Origin of the sequence: Flavobacterium sp. UBA4854, assembly GCF_002399805.1 — a bacterium.
Classification (GTDB): Bacteria; Bacteroidota; Bacteroidia; order Flavobacteriales; family Flavobacteriaceae; genus Flavobacterium; species Flavobacterium ginsengisoli.
In genome coordinates this window covers 32,204-48,958 of record NZ_DHEI01000137.1, presented here as the reverse complement: position 1 = coordinate 48,958, position 16,755 = coordinate 32,204, and the positions used below count along the sequence as shown (strand labels likewise).

The 16,755-nt window shown below is 34.0% G+C and carries 11 protein-coding genes; 2 read left to right on the top strand and 9 right to left on the bottom strand.

Annotated features, from left to right (window positions below; genetic code table 11):
* Positions 1-203, top strand: a 203-nt coding sequence (locus tag B3J44_RS20225) for a hypothetical protein (RefSeq protein ID WP_286971094.1), incomplete at its 5' end; no start/stop codon positions are given.
* A gap of 221 nt (positions 204-424) precedes the next feature.
* Positions 425-2,434, top strand: a complete 2,010-nt coding sequence (locus B3J44_RS20220) for a protein-disulfide reductase DsbD family protein (protein WP_286971093.1) — start codon at positions 425-427, stop codon at positions 2,432-2,434.
* 139 nt (positions 2,435-2,573) lie between these two features.
* On the opposite strand, the gene B3J44_RS20215 is transcribed toward B3J44_RS20220, so the two are convergent.
* From B3J44_RS20215 to B3J44_RS20175, 9 genes are all read right to left on the bottom strand, one after another.
* On the bottom strand, positions 2,574-3,563 hold the full coding sequence (locus tag B3J44_RS20215; RefSeq protein ID WP_286971091.1) for a hypothetical protein: 990 nt from the start codon (positions 3,561-3,563) through the stop codon (positions 2,574-2,576).
* Positions 3,564-3,913: 350 nt separating this feature from the next.
* On the bottom strand, positions 3,914-5,443 hold the full coding sequence (locus B3J44_RS20210) for a leucine-rich repeat domain-containing protein (RefSeq protein WP_286971089.1): 1,530 nt from the start codon (positions 5,441-5,443) through the stop codon (positions 3,914-3,916).
* Positions 5,444-5,445: 2 nt separating this feature from the next.
* Positions 5,446-5,910, bottom strand: coding sequence for a hypothetical protein (locus B3J44_RS20205; RefSeq protein WP_286971087.1), 465 nt, complete (start codon positions 5,908-5,910; stop codon positions 5,446-5,448).
* 12 nt (positions 5,911-5,922) lie between these two features.
* Positions 5,923-7,602: a hypothetical protein gene (locus tag B3J44_RS20200; RefSeq protein ID WP_286971085.1), complete on the bottom strand. Its 1,680-nt coding sequence runs from the start codon at positions 7,600-7,602 to the stop codon at positions 5,923-5,925.
* A 99-nt stretch (positions 7,603-7,701) separates the two neighbouring features.
* On the bottom strand, positions 7,702-8,349 hold the full coding sequence (locus B3J44_RS20195; protein ID WP_286971084.1) for a DUF5977 domain-containing protein: 648 nt from the start codon (positions 8,347-8,349) through the stop codon (positions 7,702-7,704).
* Between the two features lie 3 nt (positions 8,350-8,352).
* The gene (locus B3J44_RS20190; protein ID WP_286971082.1) at positions 8,353-9,225 is read right to left on the bottom strand and encodes a DUF5977 domain-containing protein; all 873 of its coding nucleotides are present in this window, start codon (positions 9,223-9,225) and stop codon (positions 8,353-8,355) included.
* Between the two features lie 61 nt (positions 9,226-9,286).
* On the bottom strand, positions 9,287-9,655 hold the full coding sequence (locus B3J44_RS20185; protein WP_286971080.1) for a tail fiber assembly protein: 369 nt from the start codon (positions 9,653-9,655) through the stop codon (positions 9,287-9,289).
* 24 nt (positions 9,656-9,679) lie between these two features.
* Positions 9,680-10,834: a gp53-like domain-containing protein gene (locus tag B3J44_RS20180; protein ID WP_286971078.1), complete on the bottom strand. Its 1,155-nt coding sequence runs from the start codon at positions 10,832-10,834 to the stop codon at positions 9,680-9,682.
* A gap of 88 nt (positions 10,835-10,922) precedes the next feature.
* The gene (locus B3J44_RS20175) at positions 10,923-16,754 is read right to left on the bottom strand and encodes a hypothetical protein (RefSeq protein WP_286971076.1); all 5,832 of its coding nucleotides are present in this window, start codon (positions 16,752-16,754) and stop codon (positions 10,923-10,925) included.
* Position 16,755 lies beyond the last annotated feature (1 nt).

The following is a 16,755-nucleotide window of genomic DNA, read 5'->3' as shown; positions in this document are numbered from 1 at the left end:
CAACCACAAGCGGAATGGCAAGAACGATTTTAAGTTTTATCGAAAGAGGTTTAGAACCAAATTATATCGATCAATATCCAAAAGATATCGAAAAAGCAACTTTACGGCAAGTAAACGATGCCATTAAGAAATACATTCAGTTGGATAAAATGATCATTATCAAATCGGGTTCTCTAACTAAAGATGGGAATCCGTTGAAGTAGTTTTTAGTATTCAGTCTCGATAATTCAACTTTGTCAAAGTTTTAAACTTTGACAAAGTTTGTTGCTAAATCTAAAATCTGCAATCTAAAATCAACAATTTTTAATAGTCGTCTTTCATTATTTCATTTTAGAATCTGAATTAGTAAGCCATTTTCGGTGAAAGACCAAAAGAGCTGTTTTGCCGACAGCTCTTTTTTTTCAAAAAATTAAACCAAAAACAAATGAAAAATACAATAATTGCATTTCTGTTATTGATCTCGTTTTCCATGTTCGGACAAATATATAATCCGGTAAAATGGACGACAACTGTAGAAAAAATTTCAGATAAAGAATATATTTTAAAAGCCCAAGCGAAAATACAATCCGGCTGGCATTTATACGGACAATATATCGAAGAAGGCGGACCTTCGCCAACGGCTTTTACTTTTAAAAATCAACCGAAAAAATTCGAATTAATCGGAAAAACAACCGAAGATAAAGGACACGAAACAGTTGATAAAATCTTCGATATGAAAATTAAATATTTTGAAGATCAAGCACTTTTCACGCAAAAAATTAAATTCATTTCAGACGATATTTCAGATGTTGCTGCCGAGGTCGATTTTATGGTTTGCGACGATAGTAATTGCTTGCCACCTTCTACAGAAGAATTAACTTTTAAAATTCCGAAAGAAAAGAAATTGGCGTCTGCCGAAGAAACTGCAGTCGTAAAAACAGATTCTGTAACTAAAGAAGAAAAATCGGTTTCTCAGACAGAAGAAAAAATATTGAAACAAGAAATTACCAGCTCACCAAAGAAAACCGAATCTAGAGGATTGCTGACGATTTTTATTTTAGCATTTTTATCTGGATTTGCTGCATTGTTGACGCCTTGTGTTTTTCCAATGATTCCGATGACAGTAAGTTTTTTTACAAAACAAAGTAAAAGCAAAGCGGCAGGAATTAAAAATGCCATGATTTACGGAATTTCAATCGTAATTATTTATGTGTTATTGGGTTCAATCGTAACAGCAGTTTTTGGTGCCGATTCGTTAAACGCGCTTTCAACCAATGTTTGGTTCAATCTGATTTTCTTTATTTTATTGGTTGTTTTTGCTTGTTCGTTTTTGGGCGCTTTCGAAATTGTACTGCCAAGTTCATTAGCCAACAAAGTAGATTCGCAAGCCGATAGAGGAGGACTGATTGGGATTTTCTTTATGGCTTTGGCTTTAGCGATTGTATCATTTTCGTGCACAGGACCAATTGTAGGAACTTTATTGGTTGAAGCCGCTTCAAAAGGCGGAATCGCACCAATTGTTGGAATGTTAGGTTTCTCAATTGCAATTGCATTACCGTTTTCATTATTTGCTGCTTTCCCAGGCTGGCTGAATGCTTTGCCAAAATCGGGCGGGTGGCTGAATACGGTAAAAGTAGTTTTAGGATTTTTAGAATTAGCTCTGGCTTTCAAATTTTTATCGAATGCCGATTTAGTTCTGCAATTGCATTGGCTAGAAAGAGAAATTTTTCTTGCGATTTGGATTGCCGTTTTCGGAATGCTGGCTTTTTATCTATTCGGAAAAATTACGTTGCCACATGATTCTCCTTTAAATCATATTTCAGTTGGAAGATTAGGTTTTGGATTAATCGTTTTGAGTTTTACGATTTATCTGATTCCAGGACTTTGGGGCGCTCCATTAAAATTAATTAGCGGATTTCCTCCTCCAATGCAATACAGTGAATCACCAAAAGGATTGGGAGTTTCGAGTAATTCAGAATTAAAAACTACAGGTTCTTTGCCAGAAGGAGCAGAGCACGGCCCGCAAAATATTATTACGTTTCATGATTATAATAAAGGAATGGAATATGCTAAAAAAGTCGGTAAACCAGTCTTATTAGATTTCACAGGTTATGCTTGTGTAAACTGCCGAAAAATGGAAGAATTGGTTTGGTCAGATCCAAAAGTTTTAGGGGTTTTAAATAACGATGTGGTTTTGATTTCATTGTATGTTGATGATAAAAAAGAGCTTCCAGAAACCGAACAATACGTTTCTGAAACAACAGGAAAAAAGATTAAAACAATCGGCAATAAATGGAGCGATTTACAAATTAAAACCTACAAAGCAAATGCACAGCCGTTTTATGTAATTGTAGATCATAATAGTGTGAACTTGACAGAGCCGTCAGCTTATAATCCGAATATTGAGGAGTATTATAAATGGTTGCAGAGTGGAATTGGGAAGTTTAAGAAGTAAGTATTTTAAAAAAGATTGCTTTTGCATAATCTTTTCATTTATTTTCTAATAATAAAGCCAGCATAAGGCTACTTTTTTGTCATCTGATGCTGGCTTTGATTTTAGATTTGTTTTTAAGTTTTAAAAATAGTTGTTTAATCTACCAAGTTGTTAATGCACTTCTTTTCCAAGTGTTGGTATTTACACAAATATAAACATAATCATTGTCTATTCTAATATCTCCTTTAACTCCTGTTGCTGTGGCAGAAGTTGGAGCAACATTTGTTGTTGTCAAGGAAGGTAAACTAGTAGCTAGATACTCTTTTGTGATTATAGCTTTTCCTGTTGTGTCACCTGCTATTAAAGAATTGGTCTGTCTAGGGACTCGTGTTAAACCTGTATTGTCACTAATATACCCCATAGCTCCAGTTCCTGTGGCAATAATTATATGGTCACTGAGATCAGTTAAACCAATTAGTCCTCCAATCAAGGTATTATTATTTCCGGTATGAATGCCAGTAACGCCTGTACTTAAAGGATTTAGTATTATGTTTTTATTTCCGGTTGTCACGCCATCATTAATTGTATTTTCTATCAATAGATTATTACTTCCTGTAGTAATAGCTCTACCAGCTTGAAATCCAAATAATATGTTATTGTTGGCTGTAGTTTGAAGTGCTCCTGCCCCTTCTCCTAGAACTGTATTAAATGATCCTGTTGTATTGCTACTTAGAGCTCTAGATCCTATAGCTGTATTTCGCTGTCCAGTCGTATTTAAATTCAAAACACCGTAACCGACCGCTGTATTATAAGATCCCGTGGTATTAAAAACTAAAGTATTTCTTCCGACACCAGTATTAAATTGTCCAGTTGTATTATAAAGTAGTGTATTTCGTCCAAGAGCCGTATTTTGGATTAGATTGCCTCCACCGATTCCTATCCTAATGCCATTAATTGTCTTATCTGCACCTCCTAATTCTTGTAATGCAGTATTGTTAACAATACCAGCAGTTGTTGCGGAGACAGGATCAGATTCTTTTTCAGAGATATCACTGAACTCTAGTTCTCCATTTTCGTTTGTTTTTAAAATTTTATCAGGCTGATTTGTCTCTAAATCGGCGACTTTTATTCTATTATGATTTGTGCTCATTAATTTTGATTTGTAATTGTTATTAATGCTTGTTATTTTTTATTTTTGAATAAAACATGGTCAAATTTCAGTCGAGGTTTAAATTCTTAAGATGTTAAAATAACATCTTAAGAATTCTAAGAAATGAGAGTCATTAGAATCGAAAGGCTTTTATCTATTGTGCATTATCTTTTTATTTTAATTATCTATATAAACTATCAAATTTTGTTAGCTCCCCCATCATTTTATATATTTTGAGTGCTTTTTCTTTAAGTTGCTAGGAAAGAGAAAAACATTTGTTTATTTATAAGAATCGTCAACATCACAATCTAAAGAAGATTTAATTATCATCAAATTAGAATAGTTTGTTTTTATATATAATTTATAATTGCATTTCTAGAAGTTTGAGCATAAACTAAATCACCATCTGGTGCTCCTGCGTTTGCGGTCTGTAAGGCGACAGGTACAGTTATATTACAACCCAATTTGATTCCAAAAAATACATTGTTGTTTGTTGTGGTATCACCACAGATAGTTAAAGCTCGAAGACTTATATTATTAATGCCGGTACAATTATAAAAGGCATTTGTTCCAATTGACGTTACATGATTAAGAATTAAAGAAGTCAGAGAAGGGCAATCTGAAAAGCATCCTCCGCCTATGCTTGTAATCGGACCTACTGTAAATTCATTTAATGCCGCGCATCCGCTAAAGCTTGCTAAAGCAATGCTGCCCGCTAAATTTGGAGCATAGAAGGCCGTCATTTTGCTTGTGCCCTCAAAGCATCTTCCGGTTCCTGTAATGCTGGTAAGCAGCGGAGCATGGAAGGTCAGCAGAGAGGTGTTGTTTCTGAATGTGCCAAGCGAAATATTTGACTGGCTGTCAATAGCCGTAACCTTAGGGAAGCTATAGCTTGTTATGGATTTGCAATTGTAGAAAGCTGAGTCGGCTATCGATTCTAAGCTGTCTGCAGTAAAATCCAATAGGGAAGTGCAGTTATAGAACGCTCTGCTGGCTATTGTTTTGACTGATGAAATATCTATGCTTTTCAGTTTGTCAAAACTGTGAAAGCAGTTGGAAGGAATAGACACTGATGAGGCTATATACACATTTTCCAAGCTGATGCAGCCTATAAAAGTTCCGGCGGGAGTATCTTTTAGGCTGTTTGCTGAAAAATATTTTAAGCCTGAGCAGTTGCTAAATGTGTTTACTCCCGTTAATGCATTCAGGCTATTGAAAGTCAGAGAAGTCAGAGAAGAACAATCAGAAAAGCATCCTCCGCCTATGCTTGTAATCGGACCTACTGTAAATTCATTTAATGCCGCGCATCCGCTAAAGCTTGCTAGAGCAATGCTGCCCGCTAAATTTGGAGCATAGAAGGCCGTCATTTTGCTTGCGCCCTCAAAGCATCTTCCGGTTCCTGTAATGCTGGTAAGCAGCGGAGCATGGAAAGACAGCAGGGAGGTATTGTTCCTGAATGTGCCAAGCGCGCCAATTGACTGGCTGTCAATAGCCGTGACTTTAGGGAAGCTATAGCTTGTTATGGATTTGCAATTGTAGAAAGCTGAGTCGGCTATCGATTCTAAGCTGTCTGCAGTAAAATCCAATAGGGAAGTGCAGTTATAGAATGATCTTGTTCCTAATGACTTTACATATCCTTCTGAATCGTTAAAATACGTAATATTAGTATTTCCATTAAAAGCATTAGATGGTATTTGATAAATTATATTTATTTTAAATTGAATATCATTGCCAACCACTTTAAAGTTTTTAATTTGGCTAGCAGATACTCCTATTTTTGTAGCTAATAATGCAGGCGTATTTATTGTTTCTGCAATACCTCCTATAAAAGTATTAGGTTTTGATTTTACCCTTCCAAATATTGTTTTTCGTAATCCCATAATTAAAGCCCTAAAATCATTATTGAATGCAGTCCTTCATTTTGCATAAATGTGAATATCTGTTTTTCAGTTACTGTAGGAGGTGTTCCAAATTCAAATGTTTTTGGAGCAGTAATAGACCAGTTTAATGATGTGCCAGCTTTGGTAATTCCTTCAAAACACATTCCTGAATTAATAAACGAATTAGGTATTGTTAATGTTCCTGTACCAGTAAATTTGACTGTTTTACCATTCCAAGTATCTTGAACAGTTGCTGGTAACGTTACATTAATCTGATTCGAAATATCCTGTTTGTTTGATAAGTCGATATTTCCACTTCCTAAAATTGATTCTCCATTGATTGTTTTAAAAGTTTTTTCAGGCATTTCATTAAAAGTTAATTCGCCTTTTTCATTGGTAACTAAAGTTTTATTTGGCTGACTAGTTTCGAGATCAGCGACTTTTATTCTGTTGTGATTTGTATTCATTTTTATACTTTTTTAATAAACTATTCTGCGGTCTCCATTAGAAGTCTTGTATTCGCACCCAATTGGAAGGCCTCCTGCAATTGCTGAAGCATTATCTGGATATGTAGGCATTTTTGCCCAAATCATATATCCATTTTCATCTATATATGCTCTAACCGTTTCAATTTGCATATCAGTTCCTGAAGTTGTTTTTTGGCCTGTAATAAAATTAATTCTTGATTGACCTATTCCTTTACCACTGCCTGCCTTAAAATTAAGAGCTCCTCCATGTAAATCAGGTGCTCCTAGATTATCATTTATTTGAACGTATATCTCGCCATTGCTAAGACCTGCATATATATTTCCCTTAGCATCGGCAGCCATTGCTCTCCATCCGCCGGTAGGAGCATTTTGAAGAATAAATGGTCCAGAACCAGAAGTCCTCTTGTATATTAGTCCAAACTCTGTTGCTCCATAAATATCACCATTTGGAGAAGCGCACATTGATCGGAAATTTCCAGAAGCTACTGGAACAAATGTTGTACTTCCATTAATTTGTATATATACATTACCCCAATCCTCACAACAATAAACATCTCCGTTTGGAGAAACACATAATCCCCACCATGACCTTATGGTTTGATTACAGGATAAAAAAACATCGGTCCCAGAGACCATTTTGTATATTTGGGTTCTATTCGCCAAATAAACATCTCCATTTGGTGCACAAGCTAAGCCTCTGATATCTCCTAAATTAGATGCGAAAACTGAATATGTAGATTCTCCAACGAGTCGACGATATACATTTCCGTTTGAAGAACCAATATAAGATGTGCCAGATGGAGTAAAACAAATTCCTCCATGGGCAGCTTGAGTACCTAGTAATCCAACATTTACAAATATACTTGTGTCAAAGTATCTGATCCATATTTGATTTCCCACGAAATATAAGTTGCCATGTAAATCTACTGCCATCCCATAATTTGTAGCTTTTGGATTATTTAAAGAGACAAAATCGTTATCAATTCCATAATTAATTGTTCTTCCAGCTGAAATAGTTAAATCTGCACCTGAACTTTGGTTTGTGCTTTGCTCTATACCAATTTCTTTTGTTGATTGATTTCCTAATGTAATATCCTTAGTTGGGATTTTAGATGTTCCTATTCCAAAAGAAATACCATTATCGATTAATCTGCTAGAACCTAATGTTGTTGCACTTAAAGACTTAGGAATATAATTTGTAATTCCTGTAAAAACAGATTGTTTGGTCGCTAATGAAGAATTGATAGTTGATAAATCAGTATTATCTAACAAAGTTCCGTTTCTATTTTGTAGAGTATAAGTTCTCGAAGTAGTATTAGAATTTGTAAAAAAAGAGGTAAAAGTATTTGCGGCATTTCTTATGCCTAATGTACCATTAAGAAATGTTTTAATTCCCAAAACATTTTGATCGTTAGAAATTCCTAAGTAGATGGTGTCAAAATAAGTTTTGAGAGTGTCTTTAATATTGTCTATTAAGCCCTTTAAAACTTTCCCCTGTCTAGCATCCAGAGCTTTTCCTTCTTCGCTGTAGTCTAATCCATTATAGCTATCGGTTTTGATGCTGTTAATATCACGAAACTCCAGCTCGCCGCTGGAGTTTGTGCTTAAAATTTTATTTGGTTGATTTGTTTCTAAATCAGCCACTTTTATTCTGTTGTGATTTGTGCTCATTTTTGTGGTATTTAATTCATGATTTTTAAGGTCTATGTATCACATAGACCTTTTTGTCTGTAGCCAAAAATTATGTCTTTGATATTTCTAATGGGAAGTTTATATGGAACCAGAAATTTCAGAACTAAACGGAGAATAATTACCAGCTGCATCTTTGGCTCTTACTTTAAAATAATATGTTTCATCTATTGTGGCATAAAAAACACCAGTAATGTTTGGAGTTCCGTAATATGGATCAGTTCCGTAAGTGCCATTGTTTATTCTTCTAAAAACTTCGTATCGAACCACACCAACATTATCTGTAGATGCATTCCATTCTAAGGTTAGATGATTTTCATCTGAAGAATAGCATCTCAATCCTGTTGGAGCAGTTGGAGGAATAGTGTCTAAAATTGTTGCAGTACATGTCCCCACATTGTTAGCATATATCTGAGCATTAGCCTCTAACCAAGCAATTGCTTGGTTATTTGCATCTAATACACTTTCATTTGAAACAAACTGATTGGGATAGGCTGTAAGTGTGACATCACTACCCGAATATCCAGAACCACAATTATTTCTAGTTATAGTTTTAGTCTGTGCAGTATTATAAAATCTTGAGCCTGGTGGACAAGTTGTTGTATCTAGAAAAGGAGCAATATAATCTGGATCTGTAACTATATTGGGTTTAGTTTCTCCGGTTGCAGTACCATCATCTGTATAGTATCTTTCTAATGTTTCAAAAGATTTATATCCTGTATTTTCCATATTTTAATAAGTTATTGCAACCTTCGCTGTAGAAGTGTTTTTATCGTAAGTTATGTATCCAATATTTGTTACTTGATCAATATCATTTATCCATGAAGGTGGCTTAGGAACGTTTTTAGAAAAGGTAAGTTGTTGTACTTGCGAACCTCCGATATTGATAAAATCGTAGTCAGCATCGACCTTTTGCATTATTCCTCCAGAGTATGTTGTAATTTCGACATCGATATTACCTGTTCCGATTTCTCCAAACCAAGCTGTAGCCATCCTAACTGGAACTGATTTTAAAGTAGTGTAGTCTGAGAGAAGTTTGTCGAAATTGATTAAACAGGCTTCGACTCCATTATCTTTTCTATTGTCACCAGCATACATAATATAGGATTGCATTGCTGTGCTATTATTTGGTAATTCATTTCCATGTCCATGACCAAATCCCATGTATTTACTATCCCATTCAGTTCCAGTACTGACAAATCCAGTAAAAGTATCCAAATCACGACCAGCACCTAAGGCCCACTTGTATCTAATTGTCATATAATCAAAAGGTAATAATGTTGTTGCAGGTTCTAGCACACAAGAAGGGTTTTCTCCTCTCCATGCTGTAGGTCTAATAGTACAAATTCCGGTATTATTAGCATAAGCTTGTGCATTTGCATCTAACCAAGATTGAGCTTGCAGGTTTGCATCTGCAACGCTTTCTGTCGAAATAAATTTATTGGCAGGAGCAATTAAAGTAACTAGATTTCCAGATGTTCCGTAGAGACAATCATTCTTTTTTACGGTTGAGGTCTTTTCGGTATTATAATAAACCGTTGCTCCTTCTGCGGGATTATATTGGTCTATATAAGCAAAAGGCTTGTATGTTATATTTTCTTCCATATTTATTTTAGTAAGAACATTGATTTTTTAAGTTTTTCAAAACCATAAAAAGAAAGGTGAATTATAAGGGAAGTGTTGGCCAAACAACAATAGTTGGATCTTCTAAATCAGTTAAATCTCTTAGCTTTTGTCTATAATTTTTCCATGCCATTTTTTTCTCTTCAGAAAGTGGTGAATCTTTTACTTGAGTCCAATCACTATCCATTAAAAGTGCATTTCTGGTGGTTCTTAAGTTTGCTAAAAGCTCTTCTTTATTTTGAACAAAAGGAGAATGGCAATGTTTGCCTGCAATTACTTTATAATTTTTTGACAATGCTTGTTGCCATTCTTCTTCAGTTAATTCAATATTTGGTTCTGGAACATTTTCATGAATTCCTTCGACATAAAAACCTGTGTATTCTCCGTTTTCGTTATATGTTGCTTTATACATAATTTTTATTTTTTTTAATTTTAATTAATACCCAATTGCGAACATGTAACCATAAGTACCATCAATAACTGCATAGTAATTTGTACTTGTAATATTGGCAACGTGATTGGTTCCTCTACTTCCAGAAGATGTTCTTATAGTAGAGACCGTAACGCTTAAAGCTTTGTTTGGCCAGGTTAAGGGAAAAGTATAATTATTTGTATTGTTGATTAAATAAGCCCACTGAAGAATTAATCCGTTACTAAATTTTTGGTAGCCTCCAGAAGAAAGCGTACTAATAAAATGTCCAGCATCATAATCAGAACCTGGAGAAGTTGAAACAGAACCGTCTGCCATTAAAAACTGATTAGAGGTTCCGCCCGATTTAATAAAACCTTTTGCTTCAATTGTTTCTGCAAAATTTTTTTTCCCGCCAATAGTCTGCGGTGTTGTTAAGTCAACATATTTAGAGTTTAGTTCTAAATCCGATAAAGTAACAGTGCTTTTATACCAGTAATCAACTTCTATATTACGATTACTTACTACGGCAGAAAATGTAATAATCCCGCTGTTATAGTTTACAGTATAATCTTTGCCTGTTCCTTCTCTAAGCAACTGACCATTTTTGTAGATTCGAACACTATCTTTAATAGGAAGTTCTGTTAGAGTAATTTTATCATTATTGAAGGTATCCTCGTCAAAATTTTCTTTGAACGGTACAGATAAACTTCCAAGAATCGGGTCAGTGTTAGGATCACTTGATTCTGTGTCTGCATTTTTGGCCCAATAATTTACTTCGATATTTTGATTGCTGATTGGAGCTGAAAAAGTGATTACACCACTGTCATTGTTTACATTGTAATCTTCAATCTCTTTTAATAATTGACCATTTTTATATACTTTAGCGCTGTCTGCAATAGGTGCTGGATCTAGCTGAATTGATGATCCAGTAAAACCATCTTGAAAATTTTTGATTGGTACATAACAATTGCCAGCAATGATTCCTGCATTTTGAAAAGCTGCTTTTAAAAGCGCTGGTGTGATATAATGCTCATTATCTGTTCCTGTTTCGACCATTTGAAAATTAGCCTTGTCATCGTCTTTATGAACGAAATTGTCAAAAATTTCAACAAAGTCAAGGTGTGTAGGAACATCTCCGTTATTGAATTTGTTGTGAAAGTCATTTCTACTTGTTGCCATTTTATTTAGTTTTATTTCTTGCTTTTAAATGTTTGTATAAGACCTGAAGTCAATACCAATGAAATTGTATCATTGGTATTGTCAGTTTTTAAAGAGTTAGGATTTTTTCGTCATTGCTCAACATTCCAGACGAATTTTCAGAGATTATTTTAAAATGATGATACACTCTTTTACCGTTTTCATCTTTAATAATCAATTCATCAGTTTTTGGTTTTGTCTCCAGTAAAGGCAGAATGACTTCTTCTAGATTTGTAGAAATCTCATGAATTTTTTCCCAGTTACCCTGATTATTCATTTTGTATAAATGATATTTGCCATTATAAACTGTTTTTTTCCAGTTGAAAACGATAGGTTTTAAAATTGCTCCATTAGTTCCTGTAGCAATTCCTGAGGCTTTTAATGTTGGAGACTCAGGCGAAACAGTATCTACAATTGTTGTTGCCGTAATTTTTGAGGGCTGAGATGGCGCATAATCAATTTTTATAACAGGATTGTCTGTTGGCGATTCTGAATCTGCATATTCAATTTGTTTTGAAACCGTAATTCTGTAAAAAAGAGCATCACCAAAAGGGGTATATTCTAAATCTTCAAAATCATCATAAATGGTCCAGACATTTTCAAAATCGGCAGATAAAGTATCTTCATCAATCCCAATTTCTTTAACCAGTTTCATTGTTCTTGTTGACTGCGCTTCAAGCATGGTTTCGGCACGGTAAACATTTATTTTTTTGATTTTAGATTGTGACAAATAAGCATTTAATTCGATCTGAACAGCAGGCTTAATTCCTAGAACTTGATTTCCAAGAATTGGCATAATTCTTTTAATTTCAGGTGTTTTAGGTGGGGTAGAAGCAACCAGTTTTACAGGTCCCATAAGGTCGCTGAATTCTCCAAAATTCATTTTGATATCCATTTCGCGAACTGCATAGAAATAAATGTTTTGTGAGTTTCCATCCAAATTAAAATCGGTGAATTGGACTTGGTTATCATTTTCGTTAATGATTTTAATCATTGGTGCAATGTCAAAATCGGCATCAGTTGGTTTTAAAGCATTTCCGTTTTTATCTTTAATGGTTTGTTTTTTATTAACGGGAACATAATTATTTCCTTTAATATAATCGTATACAACAGGTACTTCAGTTAAAGGAACAAAAGCGGCTTGAATGGCTTGTTCAACAAAATAAACTGCTAACATTGGTTTTTCAACTTGTTGCGAAATTAGAACTTGATTTAGTGATGTAATTTTAGTTATTGTTGGTTCTGTAACGCCTTGTGTCGCATTATGCCATTCAATAAAATCATTAATCAGTTTTATGAATTCTTGGTTGTCAGGCAATGGAAACTGATAGTTTTCTGCAGTATCATTCTCAGGTAAAATTTTATAATGTCCTGTGTCGGCAAGATTATTAAAGTCTAAAAAGTCGCTCCATCTTTCGTTAAAATCAATTTCATCATTTCCGCCCAATTTGTTTAATTGTTCGCGAATTACACTTACTGTTTCAGGTTCGTATAAAATGTTCAGAAAATCTTCATCATTGGCTCTGTAATGTAATAATCCATAAGGTTTACGATTTTTTTCATATTTGGTTGTAAAAGTGTACGAAGAACGATTGTAAAAATCAGGACGAGTTGCATACAAACTGCCTCCAATAATTTCTTTCGGTTTTTTGGGTTTTTCAACACGGACAGCATACATAGGACTAGGGATACTAATCTTTGATTTATAGCCAATCTCTGTTTTTGAATGTGTGCTAATTCCGAAAATAGAATAGTGCGTACTTTCATTTTCTCGTGGCTGAATATTTTGCTCTGTGATTCCAGAAACAGGATCTGCGTATAGGTAAACTTTGTAACTTGGATAATAATTTACACTTTGTGAAACAGTTCCAGCTGTATAGCTTGGCGCTTCATTTTCTTCGCGTGGACCATCTACAGCACCTAAAATTTCATCGTAATTTTCATCCATGGTTTGCAAAGCATAATCACCAAGTTTAAAATCAGGATCATCAATGTATAAAACTAAATTTCCTGTTGTACCAATGTTTTCTGTTTTATAAACTTTAAACTCTTTCCTTGATTGCACTGGAACAGGATTTCCTGGCTGTATAGCGCTTTTTCTAAATAATCGCACAATTCCATTAGACCATTCAACAGAATTTCCATTTTCTGATTTGAATTGAGGATGCTGTTCTAAACTAAAGTTTTTGAAAATGATTTTGTATAATCCTAAATGTTTTTTGTCAACCAATTTAATTGGATCACCTTCTGGATTCAATTTATAAGCTCCCTTATCATCCATTTCGTAAGAAACTTCAAAATGCCTTTCAATTGTAGCATCTTTCCAAACTCCTCTTGTTTTTTCTACTTGTAAGTTGTTTCCATTCTCGTTTTTGCGTTCAATAACTTCTCGATGAATATTATTTAAATTAGTAGGATATTGAACTTTAAAATCACTTTGTGGCTGATGCCAATTATCAACTGTCTGCATGTTTTGCACCAGTGTACATAATTTGTTCTCAGGAATTTGGATGTTTTTAATTTGTTCAGAATCTATTGTCGCATCGCCATCAGCATGAAGCCTGTCGGTTACTTCCTTTTTTAATACTTCAACCAAAGCATAATCAAAAACATCATTATTTTTATCATCTTTTTTAAGTTGAACTTGAATGTTTTGAATTAAATAGTTTTCGTCTCCAATAGTTAATATTCCTCCATTAAATCTGGTTTTGTTGGTGTTGTTTAAACCAATTTTTACTTCTTGGCCACTACTGATAATTTTGTATTCTCTTATTTTAACAATCGAAGTCAGATTATTTACTGAATTGTTATCAATGCTTTCAATTTGGCCATATTCAACTTCTGGAAGCCCGTCTTTGTAATACAGTTTAAAATGATCTGCAAATATTTCCTCGCTATCAGGAAAAATTGTGTCTTTCTTTTTCTCAGCATCCTCAACGGAGATTTCTTTAGGAACAGAATAACTTAAAAGTTCTTGAGCCGAATAGTAGTCAAACATAATTCTAACCAATGTTTTGTCACTTCCGGTAATCTTGCCTAATAATTCTTGTTCAGACAAAGAGGTAAACGTCAGTGGTTTTTCTTCGGTAACAAGAAGTGCATTAATATTACTTGGAGGCATTAAATTATTAGCTGGTTTAATGTTCGATTTAATACTAATTTGACGCCCAGATGATGCTCTTGAGAAAATATTAATTCCGTATCCTTGATAGATATAAATATTTTCTCCGGTTTCTTCCTGAATTGCATTTAAAATTGATTTTCCAGATTTAGGAATAATAATCGGAACAGTTTCATACTTAGATTCTTTCAGATTTTGATTAATACTTTTGTATTCGACATCATGCGATAATTCTGGATTTTTCCATGTTGGCTCTGTGGCAATTTTATGATCGATTCCTAAGTAAATTGGAAATGTAAAAGCACTTCCGTCATATTCTAAAGATGATTTAAAGAAGTCTTTGCCTGAGTAAGGCTCTACAACATCGTAGTCCATAACATCATCCATAAATAAGCTTACAAATCTTTTCTTTCCATCAAAACTATAGCCTTCAGAATCTGTAATTCTAGCATTTAGATTATCTTCCGAATCCACATTTAAGCCTGGCACAATTTTACTTAACTGAATAGGAAGTGGCATACGCTCTGTGTTTATAGAAGTTGGAATACTCATAGAAAGATGCTGCACTTCTTTTCCTTCAATGCCTTTTTCTAAACTGCCATAAGTGGTATATTCTGTTAAGTAGATGTATTCGCCAGAATAAATATCTTCATCAATATCTAAACAGCCTAAACCTAACATGCGGGCAACATGGTAATCGTTTGCAGCAATATTTAAAAGATCTAAGTAAGATACTCTGGTTAAATTTTGAGCATATTTTTGTTCTTCTCCGGGTCCAGGCTCATTTACAGGAACTTTATCTCCAAGTGGAATATCTTCTTCTGCAGTCGGATTATCTGATAACTTGCTTAAAGAGATGTATCTAGAGACAATTTCTTTAATGTTTTCGTCGCTAATGTCGTTGTCATTAGTGATTCTATTCCATTTATCCCTATAATTTTTAATATTTACATATTCGCCATCGTTAAATTTCAGCCATTTTCCATGAACCGCATTTAGTTTTGGTTCAAGCTGTTCAAAAACTGTAAAATCATCTGTGCTTAATCCGTACTTTCCTTTTAAAAACCAATCTCCATTAGCATTTGTATTGGTGATAAAATCAGAATAAAATTCAAGTTGAACTGATTTTAAAAGGCAATTGCTTGCTTTAAATCGAATACTTCTTCCATTTTCTGCAACTAAACGAATAGGCTGGTTTAGCTGTGTTGAAGTATAGGTTTTACGATTGGTAATTCTTTTATCTGCTATGATTTGGTTTTCTGCAACTGATAGCGTTTCTAATTTTACACTTTTTGAATTGTTTGAAGATGAAAAATCTAATTCGACAGCAAAAAATAAATCTGTTTTGGTTTCAATTTCGATCAAACTATTCCCATAAGCCTGCATAAAAGCAGTTGGATTAGTCAACGGATCATAGCTAGCTTTAATGGCTTTGTATTTTTTGAGATCTAAGAAATTTACATAAACAGATCTTTGCGGATTTGCCATTTTGTAAATCCAAAGTGCTTTTTTATTATCTACGACATTAGGATTTCGGGTTAAATCTATGTTTTGACTAATTTTTGTATACGGCGCCCTATAAACTTTAACAAAGTCATCTGGTTTATTGAAGCTTAAATTAGAATTAGAATCAGTATATAAATCTCCTTTCGGAAGGTGTTCTTCTCCTAATTTACCTGCCAACATCCAGCGAAGATGAATTCCTTTTGTACTTTCAATTCCTCTTGAGCCAGCCGTTCCAACTTGCAAATAAGTTGACTGTAGATTTGTTTTGTCTGAAGAAATATTGATGATTGATGATTCTCTCTTAACATTGAAATTAATGCTGATTCCTAAAGGATTAAAAACATTGTTTAGCGATACAAGAGCCGAAAAAGAACCAAGAGCTAAAGGTTTTCCGTCAACTCGAATTGGTGCTTCGACTTCTGATTTCCCAGGAATTGTAACCGAATTACCAAGCTTAAAAACAAGTCCGTTTAAGTTTCTTTGGTTATGAATTTTTGTTCCAGCACTTAAAGTTAACGGAACACGGCTTTTATTTTTTAAAACTAAATTTCCACATGATGCACTAACTCTAAATCCTTTCTTTAAAGAAGGATATGTTAAATTATTCTCAATTATACTTACACTTGGAAAACACCCAATTTGTAAAAGAGATAAATCAGAAGCAAGTTTGTTTAATTCAATTCCTAAAGTACTGAAATCAGGAACTCTTACGTAATCTGAATCTAAGACAGAAGATGTACTGTCTTTTGCAACTGGCGTTCTTCCCAAAAAGTTAGTAAGAGGAGTTGTTAGCTCTTCAGTATTGTTTGGAGAGCTTGTAACTCCGTACACAAAAACTTTTGAAGTTAGATTCAAATCAGTAAACAGATTTTTTAAGAAATCAGAATTGTTAACCTGCAAACCGTCTGTAATTACAAAAACGATATCTGGAGCAACCGGAAGATTTTTAGCTACATTTAAACCAGATGCCCAATAATCTGATTGAATGCTTTCTTTGCCATTCCCATATAAATTAATCCAATCTATAAAAGAATCTTTATTGCTTGAAATCCTTTTTTCAATCACGTTATCGAGTCTAACAGCAGTATCGCTGTTAGACATTCCGATTAACGAAAGTGTGATTTTACTTTGTGTCTGAGAATTGATAAATGAAGTTAGCCCCGAACGAATCTGCTGTGCTTCATCGCTATTGATAGAACCCGATTCGTCTACTACAATTGCAACATAAGTTTCACAGCCTGAAAGTTGGCTTTCTTGAAGATTTATAGAACTCATT